The organism is Paenibacillus uliginis N3/975 (genome assembly GCF_900177425.1).
GTDB classification, from domain to species: domain Bacteria; phylum Bacillota; class Bacilli; order Paenibacillales; family Paenibacillaceae; genus Paenibacillus_AQ; species Paenibacillus_AQ uliginis.
On sequence record NZ_LT840184.1, the window covers coordinates 3,210,846 to 3,234,709 of the forward strand.

Genomic DNA, 23,864 nt, shown 5'->3' on the forward strand with positions numbered 1-23,864 from the left:
ACCAACATTTTAAGCCTAAGGAGGCGGCGAACGATGAAGCTGTCGATGGAAAGGAAACCGTTTAACGAGTTTTGGATGAACTGCATGCTGAACCAGGCGTTTTCTATTGCGGTGTCGGTGGAGCCCAGCTACAGGGATGCGGCGTATTTGAACATTTACCGTTACTATCCTTGGGAGGCCGCAACGGACAAGGACTTCCGCTATCCGACAATTGACACACTGTATTATTTGGACGATCCGGCCAGATTCCCGCTGTCGCAGGTAATCCGCTATATCGAGCCCGGTCATTTCCGCAGCAAGGAGACGGTGCTGGAGGAAATCAGGGCGATGCTTACGGGCGGACGCAACTTGAGCGTAAACGTCGATTTGTACGACTGGCTGCCGGGCAGCATGGCCTGGAAAAAGTTCCATTGGTATCATTATTCGCTGTTTAACGGATACGACAAGGAGCGCGGCGTCTTCTACGTCATTGACGATACGCTTGCGGGCTACGAGGAGCACGAGGTGCCGGAGGAAAGGCTACTCAAGGCGTACGGCAACTCGGAATACAACGTGAACCCGGGCTATTTGGGCCCTGCCTTCTACGTATACAACCTGCAGGAAAAGGTCCAGCCCTACGAGTTGAAGCTGTCTGAAGTGGTGGAAAATGCGGAGCGGCTGGCGAGGGAGCTTGGCGAGTTCTCAATAGTGGGCATGTGGAATGTAGATTCCGAACCGGAGAAGAAGCAAGCTCATTTGACCTATGGCCTTGTCGGTGTCAACATCATTTGCAACCGGCATATCGCCAACATGTCGCTGCTCCACTCCATGCGGGAGAAGAGGCTGATCGGCGAAGCACTATATGAGTCGCTGTCCAGTCAGCTTGGCGCAGTGAGGGAGGGATGGGATCAAGTGAAGGACCGTTTTGTGACGGGGGACTTCGAACGCGGCAGAGAGCTGGCACTCGCGGACGATTTGTTCGCGAAGGAAAAAGCGTTCTGGACCACGCTGGTCGCCGGCGCGTAAAGGCCACTTGCGTCAACATGTTACCCGGGACGCGGCCGTTATGACGATATCATTAATTTGTTTGCCATATGCAGGAGGCTCCGCACAAGTGTACAAGCGCTGGACGAACCAGCTGCATCCTGACGTGCGTCTGGTGCCGGCCGAATTGGCGGGCAGAGGAAGCCGCATGGGTGAGCCGTTCTATGCGGACGTAACAGAAGCCGTGCAGGATTTGCTGCCGCTGGTGCTGGAGACGGCGCTTGGCTCCGATTCATATGCTTTATTCGGCCACAGCATGGGCAGCCTGCTTGGGTATGAGCTGCTGCATGCGCTGCGTGAGGAAGGATTCCCGCTGCCTACGACAGTCTTCCTCTCCGGCAGAGGGGCGCCGCATTGCGAGCAGGAGGAGGCTCGCCGGACCCATATGCTTCCGGATGACGAGTTTCTCGAGGAACTGAAACGGCTCGGCGGCATGCCGGGCGAGCTGTTCCGGCATCGGGAGCTGCTGGATATGTTTATACCGATCCTAAGAGCCGACTTTAAGCTTGTCGGCGAATACGAGCATTGGATGCGGCCGCCGCTGCCGCTCCGGCTCACCATCTTGAGCGGCAAAGATGACGGCTGTGTCAAAGGCCCGCTCGGTGAATGGGAGCGTTATGCGACGGGAGGGTGCGAGCTGATGCTGTTTGAAGGCGGACATTTTTTCCTGCATGAGCGGGAACACGATGTTGTAGCGGTGATAAACAAAATGCTGACTGAGGCGCCTGCCCCGATCTGACCCTGAGGAGCGTGATGGAAGATGCTGAACAAACATGCGATATGGTTTCCCGGTCAGGGCTCGCAGCGCGTCGGAATGGGAAAAGCGCTGAGCGAGCGGCATGCGGTTGTCAAAGCGACGATAGAGGAAGCGAACGAAGCGCTGGGTATGCGCCTTGACAGCCTGATGTATGAGGGAACGATGACGGAGCTGACGCGGACAGACAATGCCCAGCCCGCCATTCTTGCGCTTGGCGTGGCGATGTACCGCGTCTACAGCCGGGAATGGGGATACCTACCTGCTATGGCTGCCGGCCACAGCCTGGGCGAGATTACCGCTTTAACCTGCGCGGGGGCCATAACGTTCCCGGATGCGCTCAGGCTCGTACGCCGCCGCGGCGAGTTGATGCAAGGGGCCGCCGCTGCGGGGATCGGCGCGATGGCAGCCGTGAACGGGCCGAGTCCTGATGATGTCGCCAAAGTATGCTTGGAAACCAGCGCAGGCTTCGCGGACGGAAGCCGTATTGTTGTGGTATCGAATATGAATTCAGAGCGGCAAACGGTGATTTCGGGACACAAAGAGGCCGTCCATGAAGCGTCCGAAAGACTGTCAGCCCATGGGGCCACAGTCATTCCACTGCAGGTAAGCGCGCCGTTCCATAGCCCGTTGATGGCGCCGGCGGCGGCGCAATTTGCCGAAGTGCTGGGCCACGTCTCGTTTGGAGAAATGGATTTTCCCGTAGTTTCCTCTTTGACGGGTCTGCCTTACGGGAATACGGCGGAGATCGCGGGTATGCTGGCAAAGGGATTGACGGACCCCGTCAATTGGCCGGCGGTCCTTACATTTCAGAAGAGCATTGGCATTGCCGCTGCCGTCGAACTGGGTCCGGGCAATGTATTGAAAAGGCTGGCTCCACCCTACGGACTGCGCGTATTCGCTTTTGACGACAAGGAGGATGAGGCGCATCTGTTTGCCGCAAGCCGGCAGACGGACGCTTATTCAATTGAACTGCTGAATCGTTGTCTGGCTATCGCCACTTGCGTCCGCAACCGCAACTGGAACGCGGCCGAATATGAACAAGGCGTCGCTTCGCCTTACCGCGGCGTGCAGCAGTTGGTCGAGCGGCTGCGGGAGACGGGAGAGCAAGTGGCGGAGGCGCATGTTCGGCAAGCGCTGGCGATGCTGGAATCGGTGTTTCGCACCAAAGGCACGTCCGCCGAAGAGCAGGAACGGCGGCTTGCAAGACTGCAGGGTGAGTTCGGCCTGCGCGGCTTGCCAGGCGTTTCTCCTGCTGACCGGCCATATTCGGGCAGTCTATTATAGGAAGGAGCGGGATCATGGGTATCCGGCTGGCCAATGACGAGTTGGAACTGGATGGAGCCCGGCGCCCTGCGGAGCTGCCGTCTCCCGTGGAGATTTTGCAGGCATTGATCCGCTTCAATACAACAAATCCGCCGGGCGAGGAAGCCACATGCATCATGTATATCCGGCAACTGCTTGAGGATGCGGGCATTGAGACGCGGACCTACGCGCTTGATCCGGCCCGGCCCAATCTGCTGGCCAGGATGAAGGGCAGCGGGGAGGCACCGCCGCTGCTGCTGTACGGGCATGTCGACGTCGTTGGCGTCGACATGCAAGCCTGGAGCCGCGACCCGTTCGGGGGCGACATTGAGGGCGGCTTCGTCTGGGGGCGGGGCGCTCTTGATATGAAAGGCGGCGTGGCGATGCTCGTATCGGCTTTCCTCCGCGCTCATGTCCGCAAGCTGCCGCTGCGTGGCGATCTCATTCTGGCGATTGTCAGCGACGAGGAAGCAGGGGGCGAATACGGTGCTTCCTTCCTGGTAGAGCGGCATGCCGATTATTTTGCGGGCGTAAAGTATGCGCTCGGCGAATTTGGCGGCTTCGCGTTTCATGCGCTGGGGAAAACCTTTTATCCGATTATGGTGGCGGAGAAGCAGCTATGTTGGCTCAAAGCGACGATTCGAGGAGACGGAGGCCACGGCTCCATGGACAAGCCGGGAGCCGACTGTATGGCGCAATTGGGGAACATGCTTCAATCGCTTAGCAGGAATAAGCTGCCGATACGCGCGACACCGGCGGCCCGGTTGATGATTGAAGGCATGGCCATCGCGCTGCCGCTGCTGCCGGCGCTGCTGCTGAGAGGGCTGCTGCGTCCCCGGCTGGGCGGCCTCATCCTGAAGCTGCTGGGGGAAAAGGGCGGGACATTCGCCCCGCTTCTGCGTAATACGGTCAGCGCGACCGTCGTTCACGGCGGCGAAAAAATCAACGTTCATCCAAGCGAAATTACGGTCGAACTGGACGGGCGAACGCTGCCGGGCGTCACTCCGCAGCAATTTATGGACGAGCTGCACCGATTCGCGATTAATGATTCGATCGAGCTGGAAGTGCTGCGTCATGATCCATGCGCTGAGGCTCCCGACATGGGGATGTTCGGTTTGCTGTCCGAAGTGCTGAAAGAAGCGGATAAGGAGGCCGTTCCGGTGCCAATGCTGCTGCCCGGAGGAACGGACGGAAGATTGTTTGCGAGGCTCGGCATCCAAACCTACGGTTTCCTGCCAATGCCGCTGCCCAATGACATGCAGTTTACCAAACTGATTCATGCGGCTGATGAACGTATTCCCGTAGAAGCGATCGGGTTCGGCACGGATGCGATTTACCGGGTGCTGCAGCGGTACGGGGTGCAGCCGTGATGCCTTTTAAAACGTTTTGAATATTCGCATATTTACAATTATATTAGCGCTTGAAATGCAAATGACCATTTCAAGCGCTTTTTTTGCATATTTCGAGGTCGACTGATCTTTTTCATATTTGTCGAAGGTGAAGGTCATATCCTCGATATGAAGCGAGCATCATTATTAAAATAATAGGTCAATCCGTGAGATAGCGTGAAACACCAGCATTGAACTCCGGCCCATTCAATACATGCTGCATAATCTTTAATTTCTCTTGGGCATAATGGATCTAGTTTGCCTGGCGAACTTCCAGAACCTCGGGAATCTACACGAACAACGACGTATCCATGCGGAACCCAATCAGTAGGAATTAACAATTTCCCATACGCGATAGTCGTCTTCATCGATATCTATGCTAGTACTAGGACAACGGCATCCGCTAGATCAGCACCAAAAACATCGCCAACCGTCTTGTTAGACATAGAGTTTGCAAGTTTGAATAATCGGTGTCTGAGCCTTTCAATGGGGAGTCCTTTGCCATACACACCATGGGTTAATATAACCGGGTATTTGCCTGACGCAGTTGGGCGAAATACATCGGCATATACGTTTGCGCCGTCGTCCATTTCGATGGGCACATCCCAATCGATTTGCATACATTCATCAGGTTTTAAATTCATTGTAGTTAATATCTGTTTTGTCGGTGGACAAGAGCATAGTCCTATTAGAAGTCGCCAATATGGCGGCTTTTTTGTTTTATGGGAACGGTTGCCGATATGATCGGCATTTGGTAGAAGAAAGCGGAGCATGTTCTAAAGGAAGTCAGAACTATATATCCGCAAAATTTGTCATGCTACTATAATAGAAATAGTCAGGATGAGGAGGAACGCAGTAATGACAGATTATAATCAGCCAGTTTTCGATGCATTGCTGCCCAGAGGGCACTGGCTAAGATTGATTATGAACCGGCTGCAGCTTATTGGAAAAAGCTATTAAAGTCGCCTCAAAAATGCGAAAAAATATTAAACCACACATTCTCGAATACAGTGTCGGATCTGCTTGCTGATCAATTGCTAGCTTTTTTGCAGACGTTTCTGCAGAAGAAGCCTGGCAGCAAGATCAGCTTGGAAGAGCATGAAACACTGCTTGCCTTACTTGGTATGATGCCGGGCAAAGCGAGTGAGAAGATGTGCGAGGTGTATGAGCTTGTAGCAGAGCATATCCAGAAGGTTTCATCATTTAAGCGCGATAGCGAGGTACTAAAGTTAACCTACAGAGATACTTCTATCTTTAATATAAGCAATACGTTGGAAGGTGTGACTTTAGAGCAAGCCTTTCCTATGATTTTGGTTGGCTCTGTTTTGATGGATGGAGATATTAGACTGCAAGCGCTGGCTTGCAAGCTATATGAACAATATGGGGGAGCCTGGCTGTCTCCTGTCTTCGCTTCTGCGCTTCTAACCAAGCCTGCTGGCGATGTTTTCGAGGTATTTTCAAAGTATTACAAAGATCCCGTGACGCAGCGTTTTATTTTGAACGTGCTAGGTACGGTGAAGTTTGATACTAAGCAAAACCGGCATACGTTTATGTTCGGCTGGGGTCATATGCTTAGGAATGATACATATTTTTCACTTACACCGCTGCTGTTTGAGGATTTGGATGTGCGCTGGATAGAACTTTTGGCAGCTGATCCGGAGAAGAAAAAGCTAAGCGGTCTTATTAAAACGAGTTATTATGTTGGAAAAGTAACTGGAGAATTTGATGATGTGCTGGGTGATCTACTTCCGCTAAATAATGAAATTTGCTGCCAAAAGGTTCAATCATATTTTCTGAAAAGAGCGATTCTGGATGATGGAATTGGCGCGACATATGTTGGTATTTTGTATCGGATAGGTTATGAGGACGTTGAATCGATTCTTATGAAAAAATGGTCCCAAAAGGAAAATGCAACCTCTATTTGGAATGTATCCAGTGATTTGCAGTCATTTACCCATTGGCCAGCCCAGAAGAGAGCAGTCCTTTTTAAACAGGTTGGACAATTGGTTCAGGAGAAGAAATTAAAAATAAGCTATTGGAAGCCGGACACCGCCGAGGAGCTGAAGAATAAGCTGCTCAAGTAGCAATAGAAGGAGCGGATTAGCTGCTCTCGCCGCGTAGCCGGGTCAGCCAGAAACTTGCTCTGTTGTTAGTTGGCTAATGTCCTTCAGCCTTCATTGAAAATAGGCTTCCTCCGTTCTTCAGAAAGGGGAAGTCTGTTTTTTTACTATAATTTCAAATGTAAGATTGGATAGGGACGACCTAAATTAATTTCATAGTCATTATTTGTAAGATTCATGTAAGAATGTAGAAAGATGGGTGAAAGTTTTTGCGTGTATGCTGTAATGGAATGCCGGACCCAAACAATATGGAAGGTAACATCATCTTAGTCGATTGTATCGGCAGCATTACAGAGAGGAGAGATTTAGAATTATGCATGCACACAAACGCTCTTCGTTTTCTTTGGTACTGAGCATTACGCTGGTAGGAGCACTGTTCATCCATTCAAACCATTCATTTGCTGCTATTGAATCCAAACAACCAGATGAATCACGATCTGTCGTCATTCGGGATATTACAATTGTAAATGTGAAGACGGGGGAATTAGAGCCGAATCAGACCGTTGTTACTAGCGGGAATCAGATTGTAGAGATTGACGACTCAAATAATATCGAGATTCCAGATGGTGCTACAGTGATTCCTGCAACAGGCAAATATCTCATTCCTGGGTTATGGGATATGCATGTACACCTTATGGACGACTTTAAGTATGCATTCCCGCTTCTATTGGCAAACGGAGTAACGGGTGTGAGAGATATGGCAACTGAGCTTAAAAATATTGCGGATTGGAAAAAGGAAGTAGAAGACAATAAACCGGCTCCACGGATTACTTATTCTGGTTCCACACTTATACAGCCTCAACCAGACGCTCTTCCGCATCTTTATCCGGTCACTTCCGAGAAATCAGCGCGTGATGCGGTTCGCTTGATGAAAAAGCATGGGGCAGAATCGATTAAAGTATACTCCTTCCTTCCTCGACATCTCTACAAGTACATCATAGACGAAGCTCGCAAGTTAAATATGAAAGTTGGGGGACATTTGCCAATTCCAGTTAGAGCGGAGGAGGCGTCCCGTATGGGCAAACGATCCTTTGAGCATCTGGATGGACTGTTCATCGCGACTTCACATGAAGAAGATAAGCTCCTGAAGTTAGCGAATAAAAATCCGGATGAGCATTTGAACTTTGAATTGGAAGCCTTCAAGACATATGACGCTCAAAAAGCAAACAAACTGTTTAAGCTGTTTAAAAAATATGGAACGTATCAGGTTCCTACCTTGATTACCTATTTACAAGTTGTAAGTCCGCTTGACAAAGAGTTGGCACCCTATGTCCCCGAACATTATTGGGCAGACTGGGAAAAGGCTAAGAAGGAAATGAGTGTGTATAAAGAACTCATTCAAAAATCTCTCCAAAATCACGAGAATAGCAAGAAAATGATCAAGCGGATGAATGAAGCGGGTGTTCCGATTATGACAGGGACTGACGCTACTTTCGGCATTCCTAACCATGTATATGGCAAGAGCGTGCATGAGGAGCTTAGATTGCTAGTAGCGTCAGGGTTGACGCCGCTGGAAGCTCTCCAAGCGGCAACCCTGACACCTGCCAAGTTCATGGACAGAGAACAGGAACTCGGAACGATCGAAGAAGACAAACTTGCTGATATGGTTATTTTGCATGATAATCCGTTGGATCAAATCGAAAATACCGAACGTATTTACGGGGTAGTAATGAATGGTACTTACTATGGCAAGGGAGAACTGGATGAAGCCGTGAAGACGGTAATTAACAAGTAATTTTTTCTCTATAATGACTAAGTGTTATCAGTGGCCATATCGAATTATAGCTGTGGTAGCGGATATAAAATTGTCCTGGCAGGCCGGCGCCTGTCGGGTACTTGGCATATTGATCCTTCTTATGAAGGAGTGCAATCAAGCATTCGATCCCTCGGTTAATCGTATCAGTAGGTGCTGGGGAACTTGCGATGAGCGCGTCTAATGCCCAAGCCGTCTGGGATGGCGTGGAGGCATGTAAATGAACGTATCTCTTCACCTTGTCGCTTGAGCAGGATTCCCCCCAGCCACCATCTGAGTTTTGAATAGTCATTAACCATTTCGTCGCTTTTACAAGTGCTGGATCACGTGCTTCGACTCCTACAGCCTTCATCCCTGTGACAGCAGCCCATGTTCCGTAAATATAACAAATTCCCCATTTTCCATACCATGACCCATCTTCCTCCTGGTTTTCCTTCAGCCAATTAACAGCCTTTTGGATAAAGGGGTGCTTAATCGTTAACTTAGCCATTGATCCCAAATATTCCAGTGCTCTGCCTGACAAATCCGCGGTAGAGGGATCGGTGAGTGCGGCATCTGCACCGTCATAGGGAAGCCAATTCAAAAAAGCTTTGTTTGTATTTTTCTCAAAGGCAGACCATCCGCCATCATCATTTTGCATGGAGAGAACCCAGTGAAACCCCTTGTCATAGGCTTCCTGGAAACGATTATCATGCGCCGCCAGCCGATGAATCGCACGTAGAGCCGCGGTGGAATCATCTACATCCGGGTTCATCGTGTTACTGTCCGAAAACCCCCAGCCGCCAGCAATGGCCGAATCGTTATGCTTGCTCCAATCGCCCATTACCGTCTGCTGACGGTTAAGTAAGTACGTTCCAGCGCGCATAATGGCAGGATGAGTTGTTGACACACGTGCTCGCTGCAAGGCATGGCTTATAAGCGCAGTATCCCAAACGGTGGACGTAGAGTTCACCATATGATAGGAGTTGTCTGTTCGACACATGAAGCCTTTCAAGCCTTTAATGGCTTTTATAATGCGTGAATGTCTACGATCGTACTGAACAGCGCAGCCAGCGACTATCTCGCTTAAAACGATGTAAAACCAGCATGAATTTGTCATTCAACTAACGGGAAACGATAGCTGAATAACTATAGGATGGCAGCCGGGTAGTGCGAACGGCTGCCTTTGTTGAACTAACGGGCAGGATAGTTGAAGGACATACACGGTGATCTGTACCATAAGTATGGCTAAATTATTTACGAAATTCCTTGTGGCGCATGTGTTTGAATATATGGGTTAAGGAAATGCAAGAAAGGTGCATGAGGATTTTGTTGGCGGCGAAGAGGAGTCGAGCATGAACGTATACTACCAAGATCGATCACCATCCGAGTTTTATAACCTGAATAAGCATGAAAAGTGAAAAGTTGCGAATAAAAGAAATTTGCGTGTAACGAAACATAACTACATCTTTTACGTATATCCATTCAGTTTCATACTTTAACAGAGAAAACGATAGAGAAATCTATAGACTATCGTAGAGGTCACGTGTATGTCGGTTTTGAAAAAACGAAAGTTGATTTTATGGTTGTCAGCTTTAGCCCTTATCGTTGCAGTTCCAATAACAATTTTCATGCAAATAATCATTCATTCTAATGTACCAGAACTTGCAGAAGGAAGCATTGAGCAGCGGTATGCACAGCAAGGAAACTATCATGTAAAGGTAGAAGAAGTTAAGAGTATGAGCGGAGAGGCTTTATTTAGAATATACTACCCAGTATTTCAAGGAGACGAATCCTATCCTATTATTTCATGGGGGAATGGAACAGATGCCACGCCAGATCGTTATGATGAGCTCTTAACTCATCTTGCTAGCTGGGGATTCATTGTAATAGATTCCTATAGCAAGACAACAGGAACAGGCAAAGAAATTGTGGAGGCTATTGATTATTTGAAAAATGAAAACGAACTAGCAAACAGCTTGTTTTATCAAAAAATACAAATGGAGCATATTGGTGTAGCTGGACATTCTCAAGGGTCTACTGGGGTCATTAATGCTCATACCAACTATATAAGTGGATCGTTGATTAAGACGGTTGTATCCATCGCTCTCCCGGATTTGAAGCATTGTGATCCAGAAGATGTGTACGATACAGCACGTATTACCGTTCCTTTTCTCATTATGGGTGGTACACGAGATTTTCTAATCTCACCGGTATCAACGAATCAATTAGCCTTGCATAGTACTAACGCAAGCACGCCTGTTATGATGGGGATGGCAAAAGGTGCAGCTCATACAGCGATTGAAGGTAATGGTGGCAATCATAGGGGGTACTTGACGGCTTGGATGAGATATCGGCTGCTTGATGATCAGGAAGCCATGAAGGCATTTCATGGGGATTCTTCCGAGATGATGCATAATACAAATTGGGTGGACGTTATACAAGCAAATATGGATGATAATAAATTGAATATCAAAAAGCCGGAGTTTATGAAAAGTAAATAAATATTACGTAGGCGGAAGGCTTTCCAAAGATGCTCCGCCTAAGCCTAAAAAAGAGTATGAAGAATACAAAAAACAGTTTGAGGTTTTAGATGAACCTTTCAAGCCGTTTTTGCTAACTGAGGACGATCTCAAATGAGGTCGTTCTTTTTCTGTCCAAAAACTTGTAAATATGCATAAAAATTCACATATAAAAATTACTTTCGAAAATTCAGGTTAATGACTTGTTGCAAAATTGTTTTGAACATGCTTTTCAAGATTGTGAGCATGGACACATCGTTATTTCTATGAGTTCCAACAACGGCTTTTGCAGGATTGGAGTAATAGATTGATGGCAAAGGATTCAACGTTGAAGAATGTTCACAAAAAAGTTTAGGTTTATCTATTGTAAATAGCTATGTAGAGGATAAACTAAAAGAGAGCATGCAATTTGAATCTACAGCGTGTGGAACAACAGTTTCATTCACGTTTAAAATGTAATAGAGGACTACAAAGGCGTAGTCTTACTAAAGCAAAGAGGCTTAAGGTTATAGCATTCCTACTTTATAGGAAGCGGTATAACTTTAGGCCTCTTTGTGTTTATTTTCTGGTATGGGAGATGAGGAAATGGAGAAGAATTGTTAAGTGTAGGAATAGATATGGGAACATCAACAACACAACTTGTCCTATCCAAACTTTATATCCAGAATAGTGTATCACAGCTGTAATGGTTGCTATGCTCATTGCAAGTAAAATGGTTCCAAAAAACTGCACCTAAGAAGTAGAGGAGGATACCCATGAGTATCGATAAAAAGATGATTGAAGAGATGGTTCGTAAAATCATCATGGAAAAAGTAGGGGCTGATGCTATTGAACAGAACGTTCATAGAGGTCCTGGAGGGATTACTTCTGTTAAAGTGCCAAATATGAAAGTAACAGAAGAGGATCGTCTCGATACAGGCAACCCTAATGATATCGTCTATTGTAAAGATCTTTTTTCGCTAAAGGAAAGTCCAAGACTTGGCTGCGGTATCATGGAGATGAAAGAAACAACCTTTGACTGGACACTTAACTATGATGAAATTGATTATGTGATTGAGGGACATCTGGATGTTATCATTGATGGTACAAAGGTGTCAGCTGGTCCAGGAGAAGTGATCCTGATTCCAAAAGGAAGTAAGATTCAATTTTCTGTGCCAGAATATGCACGATTTATCTATGTAACATATCCGGCTAACTGGGCAGAACAAGCGTAACATTCTAATTTCTACTTGCCGGAGGAAAAGCGGTTTATATCGGAGGATACGTATGAAGGGGAACTGACGAACCCGCTGAGTTTGAATCGGTATACGTATGTGCAGAATAATCCGCTAAAATATATTGACCCAAGTGGACATGCAGAATGTGGAGGGGCTACGAACTGCAATCCGAAACCCAAACCGCCGCAACAGTAATGTACGGTATACTCCGGGCTCCATGGTTTCAGAACTGGGGCTTTAGCGATGCCCCGGTACCAATTTCGAGCGGACAAGCTGCCAGAATAGCAACCTGAATGATCATTACTCCGCAATAATGGTAAAACTAGTTGCTGAAGAGCTGTGGAATTAGACCAAATACAAAACAATTGATTCTTGACTATTGGGTTTTTATAAAAAAAGATTATACGAAGGTGTCGGGTGACAAGAACATATATGCATAAAAGTCGCGTAGTTGCGGCTTTTTTTGTTTTAACGATATATGTTCTAGTCAAAAACCAATGACAAGAACATGGCAGTATGGCTGGATAGAGGCGGGCTGGAGAAGCTCATGTCCGACGTAAGGGAAGAGCGTAAAGTATACAAGGAGTGGTATGATGAAGACGACCGGCGTCCGCAGAAGTCAGATTATCCCTATCATAACCCGAATGCTGGATATCCTCCGCACTATAAGCACAAAAAAAAGAAAAGCGTCCTAGACCGGATTGGAGATATATTCGATTAGAACAGCATCCTGTCTAATGAATCCTTCTGTTATGGAAATGGCACGCCTGCCTCGTAGCATTAGGATTTTTTTTGTTCTGGCAAGAACACTGCCGGCATTCATGATGAGATAAATCGATCGGATTGTCAAAAGAAAATAAAGTATTTTCTTAGTGCTTAGGTTAAGATAAGTCCCCTGTTTAAGCACTACATGCTACCCGCGTACGTTCTTTAATAGGTGATTGGAAATGGAATATAATGAGGAGGACGTAGCCAAAGCGAAGGCGCGGGAGCGTTCTTTTTATTGAACTAACGGGCAGTTTACGTTAATTACGAGTGGGTTTTCGAGTATTATGCAGGTTGCTAATATACACGATTGACATCTGAATTCTAACTGGCTACAATAACAATAATTAGGAAATGATATAAATGAAATCAATGAATGAACAAAATATGCTACATTTCGTTCAGAGAGGGATGTTTTGGTGTGAAATCCTACGAAACTTAGTATGTTGCCGGTTCAGGAGTGCGGTTAATGCCCGCCGGTTTGACTCGTTATAGTCAATTGAGCTGATTGTATCGCTAAATGCGAAGACAATAACTTGGGTGGTACCGCGATTAATTCGTCCCAATCTTGGGGCGTTTTTTTGTTGTCTAAAATAGAGTAAAAGGAGAAATATCAATGAAACTGTATACATCTGAAGAGATTAGAGCGAAGTATATTCAGTTTTTTCAAGAAAAAGGTCATGCCGTCATTTCTAGCGCTTCCGTTATACCCGATAACGATCCCACCGTATTGTTTACGACAGCGGGCATGCACCCGCTGGTGCCCTATTTACTTGGAGAGAAGCATCCATCTGGAACGAGGTTAACCAATGTTCAGAAGTGTATACGTACTGTGGATATAGATGAAGTCGGTGATGATACCCATTGCACCTTTTTTGAGATGATGGGCAACTGGTCACTTGGCGATTATTTCAAACATGAATCCATATCGTGGAGTTGGGAGTTCGTCACTTCGCCGAACTGGCTCGATATACCCAAGCATAAAATTGCGGTTACTGTATTCGAAGGAGATGATGATGCTCCCCGTGATCAGGAGTCGTACGAGATATGGTGTGCATTAGGTCAATGTGAGGAAGAGATCTTCTTCTTGCCTAAAGCCGATAATTGGTGGGGGCCAGCAGGTCAAACAGGTCCTTGCGGTCCCGATACGGAAATCTTCATTATCTCGGATAAAGAACGTTGCGGTCCTACATGTTCGCCAGCATGTGGATGTGGGCGCTATGTTGAATTCTGGAATAATGTATTTATGAAATATAACAAAACGGCGGAGGGAAAGTTTGAACCGCTTGATCAAAAAAACGTCGATACGGGAATGGGCTTAGAGAGAGTGCTAGTCGCTTTGAATGGAGGAACAGTCTATGATAGCGACCTGTTTACTACGATATTCTCACGAATTGCAGAACTGTCGGAGACGGCATACGAAAATCAACCCAAAGCGTATCGAGTTGTTGCGGATCATACCCGCACGGCAGTATTTATCCTTGGTGATAATTACGGCATTACTCCGTCTAATGTCGACCAAGGCTATGTGCTGCGAAGATTGATTCGCCGAGCTGTTAGATTCGCAATGCAATTGAGTATTCAAGAAGGCGGTCTAGCGGATATCGCTAGCGCTGTGATTGACAAGTACGAGCTAATATACCCAGAGCTGCAAAGCAATCGCGATAAAATTATTAGGGAACTCCAGGCGGAAGAAGCTCGTTTTCAAAAAACGCTCGCGCAGGGACTTCGTGAATTCGATAAGCTTTCGATTTCATTAGTAAATGGTCAAATAGACGGTGCAGCTGCATTCAAACTTTATGATACGTATGGGTTTCCCATCGAATTGACCATGGAACTGGCAACAGAGCGTTCCATCGCCATCGATCTGGAAGGATATCTAGAGAAATTTCAGAAGCATAGAGAGTTATCTCAAGCCGGAGCAGCCCAAAAGTTTAAAGGCGGTTTAGCAGATAATTCTGCACAGACGGCAAATCTGCATACGGCAACTCATCTTCTGCATGCTGCACTACGAAAGGTTCTCGGAGATGAGGTGGCGCAAAAGGGCAGCAATATAACGGCTGAGAGACTGCGCTTTGATTTTTCGTTCCATCGTAAAATGACTGAAGAAGAGATCGTGGCAACCGAGCGGCTGGTCAATGAAGCGATTGCCGAAGGCGTCGGGATTACGTTCGAAGAGATGACGCTTGAAGATGCACGTAGAACAGGGGCTATTGGTCTATTCGAGAGCAAGTATGGCCAGATGGTAAAAGTATATACGATGGGCAAATTCTCCAAAGAGATATGCGGCGGTCCTCACGCGGTGAATACGGCTGACCTTGGTACTTTTAAAATTGTTAAGGAAGAGAGCTCGTCTTCTAGCGTAAGGAGGATAAAGGCAGTACTTGAAAGCACTGATGCTTTACGCTAACGAGGAACGTTAGTTCAATAAATAGGCTTTTACCACTTTTGAGCAACGTGCTAAAATACCTTAGTACCAGTTAACCTCTGAGTCTAATGTGGAGCTTGGAAAGACTTCTATAAAGTATTTGTGGTAACTGGTACCGTATTAGAAGGAATTAGCCCTTAATAGGCGTATATATAATTGTGCAGTGACCTCTCAGGGAACAACCGCCCAGAATAGGTTTGGAGCCGGCAGGACATCCTCCTGGACTTCTTTAACAGAAATGAGGCACTCCCTGTTTTTGGCGCTGCACATTTAATGATTATTCAACCTGTCGAAATGACAGGTTTTTTTGCATAGAAAAACAAAGAACTTAACAGAGAAAGCAGGAAATTGTTTCCTTCTGTCGAAAGAACTTAACAGAAGCCCTTTAAAGTTATTGAGGCGGATACTCGACCTCTCAGTTTATTATGGGTAATGCACCGAATCTAAAACCTGACATGCTACATTGGGCCCATTGTGGAGCTCTTAAGAAAACTTGGTTAATCTGGTGCAAATGATTCGAATAGGTGATCATAAGTTGGATAATTTTATGCTTACGGATACGAGCATTATTGAAGACCGAGACAACTCAAGAGTTTTTTATCCCTTCTATGTTGGAATAGATATTGGTTCGGATTTCCATGTTGCTGCTTGCATTCCATTTGAAAAGTTCCGCAGTGAGAAGGAATGGAAACGCAGTAAAACAATGAAGTTTAACTCGGATAGCCAAGGGATTACAAAGTTTATCCATGCTTTGGAAGATATTCAAGCACAATTCGGGTATAAACCCCAGGATTTCTTTATATTACTGGAACCAACTGGTGGGCATTATTCATATTTAGTTGTTAGAGTTCTATTAGATCGAGGCTATTCTATATATCAGGTTGAAAATAAAGCTGTAAAGAATTTTCGTGAACGCCAGCTAGGACTTAATGAAAAATCCGATGAAATTGATGCTAGAATTATGGCATATATGGGATGGCACAAAATCCTTCATCCTGATATGCGTTCGGTGCGAATAGTTCGTCCTGCAAGTGCAGAGCAGGTTTTATACCGCACATTAACTAGGGATCGTTGGTTGCTTACTACTCAATTAACGAGACGTAAGAATCAAGTCCAGCAATTATTTTGTGTAACTAATCCTGAACTTAAACGAGCTTTTAAAAAAACAGGTGCGTTAAGTGTCCTCAAATTAGCTCTGAAGTATCCTACAGCGCAAGAAATGGCCAAGGTAACTCAGGATGAACTTAGGCATACTCTAATAACAATTGGTGCAAAGACTACTGCTACAAAAGCCTCTATGACCTTGGCAGAACTGTTACCCAACACATTAGCCTTGAACATTCCACACCTAGCTGAACGGCAAACGTGGCCAATTGAAGAAGCTTTGCGTATAGATGAAGCGATAAAAAGCATGGATAAACAGATAGCTTCCCTGCTTTATGGTAATAAAGAAAAAGGATATAAACCTCATCCTTATACAATGATACTTATGTCCTTCCCTATCATGAGTGAATCTATGGCCTGTACATTTATCGGCGCTATTGGTGATATTGAACGTTTCTCAACATATTTAGAGCTTAAAAAGTACCTTGGTGTAGCTGCGGAGAATAAAATCTCGGGCACATCCGTTTTTAAGAGTAGGCAGACATACGAGGGTGTTAGAGATACTCGCAGAGTTCTATTCTTAATGACTTTGCTACTAATATCTCCAAAAATAAGTGAAAATAGTTTTCGTGTTTACTATAAGCGATTAGTTGATCGAGGAATGGCGAAGAGAAAAGCAATAGGGCATGTATGCGGTAAGATTGCCCAAGTTTTATACTCATGCCTTAAAAACAATGAACCGTATGATCCTTTCAAACACGCGAGCAAAATGGGAGTAATCCTTGACGGCGATAAAGTAAGATTAAAGATCCTAGCTAATTTAGAAGATTACGAACGCCAAGCGGATGAGTTAGCAGATGACGATGTCTTATAAACGACAGCATCTTACACTGTCTTACACTGAAGATAAATAGCCCATTGCCATGTAAAATTGGAAATAAGAAGCTTCCAAATTACGGTGATGGGCTCATTTACATTTTTCTAAGCGCTACACTACATTAGACTGGCATGCTAACTGCAGCTTCGCTGCGCAGCTCGCCGCCGCGTAAGCGTCAAATAGCCCCCACCTATTGACGCTTGCCTCTAAGGAGTTTTGGACAAATAAAGAGATTCCAACATTTGTATCTAAAGATAAATCAAAGAACTCCTACACTTCAAACGGTTTAGAGATTATGTTTAGTAATTATTTAATTTTTATCCTTGAAAGAAACCCACAGCTTATGTTGTGCGGTTTTTTTTTTATTAAAAGCAGAATAAAGATGGTATTGAAGAAATAGAGATAAACGGTGTTATTTAACAAATGGAAATAAGTGGAATTAAATAGTGTCATATTAGTCTGATATCCATTTAATACTTACCAAGGTGGATATGCCAGCATTTAAATGCTAGCTATGCATAAATTATTTTTTTAGGAGGATTTGATGAGAAAACTTAAGAAGTCACTTCAGGTCTTATCTCTTATGGTGGTAACAGCGGTTGTAGTAGCTGGCTCGCCATCTTGGGCACTAGCCCAAACTTCAGAGGCAGCCATCACACCATCAGAGGAAGCCATTACACAGCAAAGTAATCTTGTTGTTCAGCGAAATTTTGAAGTAAAAGCCCTTGGAGATATATGGGCGGAAGGCGAGCGAGAGCGTAGATTCATAAATGCTCGAAAAATATATCAGCCAACAGGTCTATATGCAAATGCCAATGAACAAATTGTGATTGAAGTTTCAGGTGACAAACCAATTACAGCGATTATTGGGACACATCGTCATGATAACGAGTGGGCGATTAGTTATCCATTACAAGCAGGTATAAACACAATTTCCTCACCAAATGGCGGTTTGTTGTCTTTTGATAACAGCAACAATGAAGGTAGTATTAATGTAAATGTAGTGAGTGGGGGTAGTCCTGTTCCATTCTTTGTATTAGGCAAGAATACAAAAGAGGATTGGCAGGCAATGATGAGTGCTTATCCTAATGCACCCTCTGTTGTTCTTCAATCAGAAAAAGCCCTCTTAGTCTTCACATATGCTTCTGCTCAAAACCATATCTTGAATCAAGACCCAGTTCCTGTTTTACAGACTTATGATACGTTTATTGGAGCACAGGATAACATTTCTGGACTATCAAATTCTGATTCTGATCCTAGACATCGGTTAGATAAGCATCTGATTGGCGTTATTGAACAACCAACATACACAGGCGGAGCGTATGCATATGCAAGTTGGGATGGGGCAATTATGCCTACAAGTACTGGAGCAAATGCAGATGCTTTAGACCTTACAAGAATGGGTTGGGGGCAGTATCACGAGGCAGGTCATTTGAGACAACAAGGGCCTTGGACTTGGGATGAGATGACTGAGGTGACAGTAAATCTATATTCTCTAGCTGCTAAGAAGGTTCTTAAACCTACTGAGCCTGTAAGGTCACAAGGCGAGTACTTAGCTGCTTTCTCGTTTGTAGATCAGCCAACCAAGAATTTTACAGACTCTAAATCAAAATTAGAAATGTTGTGGCAACTTAATCTTGCTTTTGGGGATAACTTCTACCCAGAGTTACATCGATTATATCGTGAGATGGCAAAAACTGATCTGCCAACTACTGATGATCAGAAAAAACAGGCATTTATTCTAAATACTTCAAAAGTAGCTCACTATAACTTGACGCCTTTCTTTGATAAATGGGGTTTGTCTGCAACAGATGACACACGAAACAAGATTAATTCATTGAGTTTACCTCTTCTAACTGCACCAATTTGGTTTGGGTCAGAGTATAACATCATTAAACCGACAGATGGAATGGATAAGGTAAAAGGTATTGGGGGTATCATTGCTGTAACAACAAATAGCCAAGAGACTTCAAGTGAAAATAATGCCGCAGCATATGCATTTGATGGAAATCCAGATAGTATCTGGCACAGTGAATGGAATAAACCAAATCAGTTTCCTTACAATATTACAGCAAAGTACCTAAATCCCTCAACATTCTCCAAACTAACCTATCTACCACGACAAACTGGTGGAGAAAATGGTATTATTACAAATTATAAAATCCTAACTAGTCTTGATGGGGTAACATTCAATGAGATTGCAACAGGCACTTGGGCAAAGGACAACACAGAAAAGACAGTAACTTTCACACCTACTCTTGCTAAAATTGTTCGACTTGAAGTACCTCAAGGTGGTGGAACAAATGGTTTTGCATCTGCAAGTGAGATTAAAATCTTTGAAACCGATCCAATAACACCACAACCTGTTATAACGTATCTCAGCGATATTGATTGGTTTTCTGCAACAACAGGTTGGGGAACAGTCCAAAAAGATCGTAGTGTTGATGGAAATACGCTGAAGTTAAATGACAAGACCTATACAAAAGGTTTGGGCACACATGCTAACAGTGAAATTGTCTACAAACTGAATGGGCAGTACACATCCTTTGCCGCGCTAGTTGGGGTAGATAGTGAGGTAGGTTCTGTAGGTACTGTGGAGTTCCAAGTTGTTGTAGACAATCAAGTTGTATTCTCTAGTGGTAAAATGAATAAAAATACAGAGGCAAAAGAGGTAAACGTTAATCTTTCTGGAAAGAATGAGCTAAAACTTAAAGTAACAGATGGTGAGGATGGTATAAATAGTGACCATGCTGATTGGGTAAATGCTCGTCTTATCAAATAGTATTGTAAGGTTAAAGCACGTCAAAAAGAGAGGGGTCATTCCCTCTCTTTAGTTTTAGGGTTGATTGACAATATGTAACTTTAATAGTAAGCGTCAAATAACCCACACCTTGTTATCAAGATGAGGGCTATTTTGCTTTTAATCGGCCTTAAATACCCTCAGTCTAGCACTTTATTTTCTCTGAACAACTAATATAGCGATTTTTTTGTTTTATCGGCACAAGTTCTTGTCCCGAGCCAAGGACAAGAACTTGTACCCATTGCCGTAAAAGACAAGAACTTGGTCCGATTACCGATTTGATCCATTGCTTGACGGGCAAATCATTGAAGTTCGCTCCGGTGAAGAGGATATCGTCACCGTAGTGACTGAGTGATGGGTCATGATGATTGTGAGGGTTAAGAACAAGGAGCACGCTTTTACGATTCCGGTCCCTTATGCCGTATTGCGCATGGGGAGCGGTTTCCTTACTTCCAATTTAGTCCAGCGTAAAATAAAGGATTGGCTGAACAAGCACGGCAGACATGCGGGTGGGCACTCGAGCCGGAAGCATGATTTCGATTCGGACAGCAGCCGGTTCGGGATTGAACTGGTACTGTCGATTCTCGAAAACCGAAGCACGAAGCAAGCGATTAGGCAGTTCATGAAGGAATTGCAATGTTGCAAAGTACGTTTCTTCCAAATAATACATCGCAAAACAGATCTGAGAGTTCTTTGATTCTCGCGAGAATACTGTCCAAGATGCCGAAGGAATGAGCGATTGGCTGTGTCGTATTTCGAAATCAAGACGTAGAGCATTTGGTGGGTTTACGGAAAAGGGCCGAACAAGCTCCTTGCGAAGCTCGATTTAGATTGTAGTGATTTTTGGTGCTGTCACATTTTGGGTCGAGCTGTTCGTTGTATAGAGTGAAAGGGGGGAGACGGCTTGAATGATACGGAGTTAAGTCAGATCATTGCAGATGTGTTGGATGGGAACACAGAAAAATTCGAGAAAATCATAGAGGTTTATCAAAAACCGATTTTTCTCTACTGTTATCATATGCTGGGCAATTATGCCGAAGCCGAGGATAACGCACAGGAAGTATTTTTGAAGACATTCCGCACCTTGAAGAAATATACCCAACATGAGATAGATTTTGGCGCCTGGGTATACAAGATTGCCTACCATCAATGCATCGACATCATCCGTAAGCGAAAGTTGGTGAAATATATGCCTTTCTTTTACCAGGATGAGAAAGAAAATAATGAAGTCGATATGCATATTGAAGCCAACTATTTTGATGAATCCGTACATCAAGCTATGGCGAAATTATCGGCGGAAGAGCGCAATTTGTTAATCTTGCGTTGTGTCGAGGATAAAAGCTACCAGGAGATCGGTTTGATTCTAGGCAAAAACAGCGCGAGCCTTCGTAAAAAATACGAACGTACATCTGCAAAATTTCGAAAGTATTATGCTCAAGTGAAGGGAGTGGGAGTGTATGAATATGGACAGGGATCGGGATATGAAAAAACTGTTTGATGACCCGCGCATTCCCGACGCCGACTTGACAGGAAAAGTAATGAGAATACTACATGCTAAGCCAAAAGAAAAGGAGAGGTTTTTTGTGAAATATAAAGTTGCTTTAACTGCGTTTGTAGGTATGATGTTAATGGGCTCCACGGGTTATGCGGCAGTTCAATATCATTCTTTGAACAACAAGGATGGCGAAGTCGTATATGAGACTAAATCGACGAAAGATTACGGAAAAACAGAATCGAAAGATGAGATAGAGCGTTACAAGGCATTTTATGAACTTAAGGATAAGGTGCTCAAGAACGGGGAAGCTGGGCTGTTCTATATGGTTGCCAATAACCCGAATCATGAAACAATTCTTGGAACGAAGGTGACTATCTTCCAAGATCTTTCTCAATTGCGCGATAAGATTACGGATAAATCCATTAAGATCGCAGACAAAGTCAATGGAAATTATACATTCCAAAAGGCGGACGTAATCTTTAAAAATGCTCAGGAAGTGAATCCTCCTTCTTCGGAAGAAAATAAGAAAATGGCAGAAGAGCTGAGAAAGCAGGCGGAAGAGTCCAATAAGGGATATGCCATGATGCCTGTTGAAATGACAGATCAGTTTTTCCTTCTCTTTGCTACGTATCAAAATGGCGAAGATGAAATCGGGGTTAATATCACTAATCTGAGTGGAAAGAGCGATCCTACAATGTATATTGACGAGAACGTTGAATTTAAGCAGGAGAAGGTTCAAGTGAAGGGAGTAGAAATGCTGCATACAGAATTTGGTCCTTCGCAGAGCCACGAGCTGAAATGGGTATACGAGAGCCCAGACAAAAAGGTGAAATACGCCTATACTTTACGTGGAGACATAAATAAAGTAAGCAAAGAAACTTTGATGAAAATTGCCGAAGGCTATTTGGAATAATAAATATTAAAACAACGGGAATCTTCTCCAATCCAATTGGGGGTGATTCCCCTTTTGGCATGATAAATAGGCCTTCCCTTCGCCGTAAAGGACAAGAACATGTTCCTATTGCCGATTTGATGAATGTCTAATCAAGATCCGATGCCGGAGCAAGCAGCATATGCGCCGATCGATCCGCGGCCGCCCGCGGAGCCATTTCCTGCTAAACTGTTGAAGCATGTTTTTCGACTGTATGATATAATGCCCCATAGAATTTAATCACTTCGTAGTTCACCTCTTACAGATTGCATGTGCCTACAACTACCCCGCTGCAATCCTCATCTGTCACCACATCCGATGCTTATTGCCTCGCCATGCTTGAAAGTTGACCGCACCTACTCTATTCATTCTACGATCAACGAAACCACGGACGGGCCGAACTCGCCTATCCAAGCTCTATCTAAGGAGGATTTTATGCAGTTAGAAGGACATCATTTTTTTGTCATCACAGGTGGCCCTGGCTCAGGGAAGAGTACACTCCTCGATTATCTTGAACGGCAAGGCTTCATGCGGTCGGTCGAAGCGGGACGAAGCATCATCCAGGAGCAGACGATGATTGGCGGTGCCGCTCTGCCTTGGAAAGACAGAATACTCTTCGCAGAGCTCATGCTATCTTGGGAAATGCGTTCATACCAACAAGAACTGAAGCAAGGAAATACCGCCCCCGTGCTGTTTGATCGAGGTGTGCCTGACGTCATCGGGTATCTTCGACTGGAGGGGTTGGATGTTCCGGTTCATATCCAGCGCGCTGGCGAATTATTTCGCTACAATAAACGCGTCTTTATCGCCCCGCCCTGGCCGGACATATATCGTCAGGATGCCGAACGAAAACAGGATCTGAAGACAGCTCTCCGAACCTTTGACACGATGGCGGCCGTTTACACCGAGCTTGGATACGAATTAGTCGAGCTTCCGCGTTGCAGCATCGAAGACCGCGCCGAATACATCCGGTCGAGCATACGCTGACGAAGGTTACGTACAGCCCATTCCTTGGGCGGCAACAAAATATCTGCAGGGAATAATGCGATGCCAGTCGGCACCTCTATATAGTCCAATGGTGGTAAAGAATGAGAATGGAAAACTCTATGGGATCGAGCAAGATCATTAAGAGACATTATTTCACGGTTGGCTGTGCTGTCATTCCTTTCTGGAGGAAGCGAAAGAAGGGGATCATTAGTGCCGGGAAATTTATGAATGAATTGTATGAGGAACATTAATGCCTGAATGAACAACACGCAAATCTAATCTGTCATTATTTGATACTGGGCTATCACCTTTATGGTTATTTAGATGTATAATCAGGGTGAAAGCTCAGACAACATACGCCCCAGCCTAGGATAAGAGCTATATAAGGCTGGGGTTTTTTATTTACACTAGAGATT

20 protein-coding genes and 2 pseudogenes are annotated in these 23,864 nt (G+C 45.0%); 19 read left to right on the forward strand and 3 right to left on the reverse strand.

From position 1 onward, the window contains the following. The first annotated feature begins 33 nt into the window (after nucleotides 1-33). The 4 genes from B9N86_RS15085 to B9N86_RS15100 are packed head-to-tail and all read left to right on the forward strand — an operon-like array spanning nucleotide 34 to nucleotide 4,452. On the forward strand, nucleotides 34-1,005 hold the full coding sequence (locus B9N86_RS15085; RefSeq protein ID WP_208919994.1) for a hypothetical protein: 972 nt from the start codon (nucleotides 34-36) through the stop codon (nucleotides 1,003-1,005). 40 nt (nucleotides 1,006-1,045) lie between these two features. Beyond that, on the forward strand, nucleotides 1,046-1,762 hold the full coding sequence (locus B9N86_RS15090) for a thioesterase II family protein (RefSeq protein ID WP_208919995.1): 717 nt from the start codon (nucleotides 1,046-1,048) through the stop codon (nucleotides 1,760-1,762). Nucleotides 1,763-1,783: 21 nt separating this feature from the next. Next, nucleotides 1,784-3,064: an ACP S-malonyltransferase gene (gene fabD / locus B9N86_RS15095; RefSeq protein WP_208919996.1), complete on the forward strand. Its 1,281-nt coding sequence runs from the start codon at nucleotides 1,784-1,786 to the stop codon at nucleotides 3,062-3,064. Nucleotides 3,065-3,078: 14 nt separating this feature from the next. Continuing rightward, nucleotides 3,079-4,452 (forward strand): M20/M25/M40 family metallo-hydrolase, encoded by a 1,374-nt coding sequence (locus tag B9N86_RS15100; RefSeq protein WP_208919997.1) that lies wholly within the window; start codon nucleotides 3,079-3,081, stop codon nucleotides 4,450-4,452. Nucleotides 4,453-4,586: 134 nt separating this feature from the next. Here the strand turns inward: B9N86_RS15100 and B9N86_RS30985 are convergent, their stop codons facing one another. Beyond that, on the reverse strand, nucleotides 4,587-4,838 hold the full coding sequence (locus B9N86_RS30985; protein WP_208919998.1) for a CocE/NonD family hydrolase: 252 nt from the start codon (nucleotides 4,836-4,838) through the stop codon (nucleotides 4,587-4,589). Between the two features lie 6 nt (nucleotides 4,839-4,844). After that, nucleotides 4,845-5,060 (reverse strand): hypothetical protein, encoded by a 216-nt coding sequence (locus B9N86_RS15110; RefSeq protein ID WP_210190690.1) that lies wholly within the window; start codon nucleotides 5,058-5,060, stop codon nucleotides 4,845-4,847. Nucleotides 5,061-5,480: 420 nt separating this feature from the next. On the opposite strand from B9N86_RS15110, the gene B9N86_RS15115 reads away from it, so the two are divergent. Next, on the forward strand, nucleotides 5,481-6,554 hold the full coding sequence (locus B9N86_RS15115; RefSeq protein WP_208920000.1) for a hypothetical protein: 1,074 nt from the start codon (nucleotides 5,481-5,483) through the stop codon (nucleotides 6,552-6,554). 349 nt (nucleotides 6,555-6,903) lie between these two features. Next, on the forward strand, nucleotides 6,904-8,325 hold the full coding sequence (locus B9N86_RS15120) for an amidohydrolase family protein (RefSeq protein ID WP_208920001.1): 1,422 nt from the start codon (nucleotides 6,904-6,906) through the stop codon (nucleotides 8,323-8,325). Here the strand turns inward: B9N86_RS15120 and B9N86_RS15125 are convergent. Beyond that, entirely contained in the window at nucleotides 8,315-9,442 is a 1,128-nt protein-coding gene (locus tag B9N86_RS15125; RefSeq protein ID WP_208920002.1) for a prenyltransferase/squalene oxidase repeat-containing protein, read from the reverse strand. The genes B9N86_RS15120 and B9N86_RS15125 overlap by 11 nt on opposite strands. 430 nt (nucleotides 9,443-9,872) lie before the next feature. Here B9N86_RS15125 and B9N86_RS15130 point away from each other — a divergent pair, with 430 nt between their 5' ends. From B9N86_RS15130 to B9N86_RS15190, 13 genes and pseudogenes are all read left to right on the forward strand, one after another. Further along, the gene (locus B9N86_RS15130; protein ID WP_208920003.1) at nucleotides 9,873-10,826 is read left to right on the forward strand and encodes a poly(ethylene terephthalate) hydrolase family protein; all 954 of its coding nucleotides are present in this window, start codon (nucleotides 9,873-9,875) and stop codon (nucleotides 10,824-10,826) included. Between the two features lie 614 nt (nucleotides 10,827-11,440). Then, nucleotides 11,441-11,521, forward strand: a pseudogene (locus B9N86_RS15135) (ethanolamine ammonia-lyase reactivating factor EutA); the annotation flags it as partial. A gap of 78 nt (nucleotides 11,522-11,599) precedes the next feature. Beyond that, complete coding sequence (locus B9N86_RS15140; RefSeq protein WP_006679466.1) at nucleotides 11,600-12,058, forward strand: cupin domain-containing protein; 459 nt, start codon at nucleotides 11,600-11,602, stop codon at nucleotides 12,056-12,058. Between the two features lie 18 nt (nucleotides 12,059-12,076). Then, nucleotides 12,077-12,199 (forward strand): annotated as a pseudogene (locus B9N86_RS15145) (RHS repeat-associated core domain-containing protein); the annotation flags it as partial. A 370-nt stretch (nucleotides 12,200-12,569) separates the two neighbouring features. Further along, nucleotides 12,570-12,782, forward strand: coding sequence for a cytoplasmic protein (locus B9N86_RS15150; RefSeq protein ID WP_342193873.1), 213 nt, complete (start codon nucleotides 12,570-12,572; stop codon nucleotides 12,780-12,782). A 660-nt stretch (nucleotides 12,783-13,442) separates the two neighbouring features. After that, nucleotides 13,443-15,236 carry an alanine--tRNA ligase gene (locus B9N86_RS15155; RefSeq protein ID WP_208920005.1) on the forward strand — a complete coding sequence of 598 codons (1,794 nt, stop codon included), beginning with the start codon at nucleotides 13,443-13,445 and terminating at the stop codon, nucleotides 15,234-15,236. 538 nt (nucleotides 15,237-15,774) lie between these two features. Next, a complete protein-coding gene (locus tag B9N86_RS15160) occupies nucleotides 15,775-17,232 on the forward strand; it encodes an IS110 family transposase (RefSeq protein WP_425298613.1) in 1,458 nt (485 codons plus the stop codon). Between the two features lie 547 nt (nucleotides 17,233-17,779). After that, the gene (locus B9N86_RS15165; RefSeq protein ID WP_208914027.1) at nucleotides 17,780-20,017 is read left to right on the forward strand and encodes an NPCBM/NEW2 domain-containing protein; all 2,238 of its coding nucleotides are present in this window, start codon (nucleotides 17,780-17,782) and stop codon (nucleotides 20,015-20,017) included. Between the two features lie 379 nt (nucleotides 20,018-20,396). Next, nucleotides 20,397-20,732 (forward strand): hypothetical protein, encoded by a 336-nt coding sequence (locus B9N86_RS15170; protein ID WP_208914028.1) that lies wholly within the window; start codon nucleotides 20,397-20,399, stop codon nucleotides 20,730-20,732. Between the two features lie 207 nt (nucleotides 20,733-20,939). Continuing rightward, nucleotides 20,940-21,533 carry an RNA polymerase sigma factor gene (locus tag B9N86_RS15175; protein WP_208914029.1) on the forward strand — a complete coding sequence of 198 codons (594 nt, stop codon included), beginning with the start codon at nucleotides 20,940-20,942 and terminating at the stop codon, nucleotides 21,531-21,533. Continuing rightward, a complete protein-coding gene (locus B9N86_RS15180) occupies nucleotides 21,493-22,443 on the forward strand; it encodes a hypothetical protein (RefSeq protein ID WP_208914030.1) in 951 nt (316 codons plus the stop codon). Before B9N86_RS15175 ends, B9N86_RS15180 begins: the two co-directional genes overlap by 41 nt. Nucleotides 22,444-22,800: 357 nt before the next feature. Next, nucleotides 22,801-23,448 carry an AAA family ATPase gene (locus tag B9N86_RS15185; RefSeq protein ID WP_210190582.1) on the forward strand — a complete coding sequence of 216 codons (648 nt, stop codon included), beginning with the start codon at nucleotides 22,801-22,803 and terminating at the stop codon, nucleotides 23,446-23,448. Between the two features lie 101 nt (nucleotides 23,449-23,549). Continuing rightward, complete coding sequence (locus B9N86_RS15190; protein ID WP_208914031.1) at nucleotides 23,550-23,699, forward strand: hypothetical protein; 150 nt, start codon at nucleotides 23,550-23,552, stop codon at nucleotides 23,697-23,699. The last annotated feature ends 165 nt before the right edge of the window (nucleotides 23,700-23,864 follow it).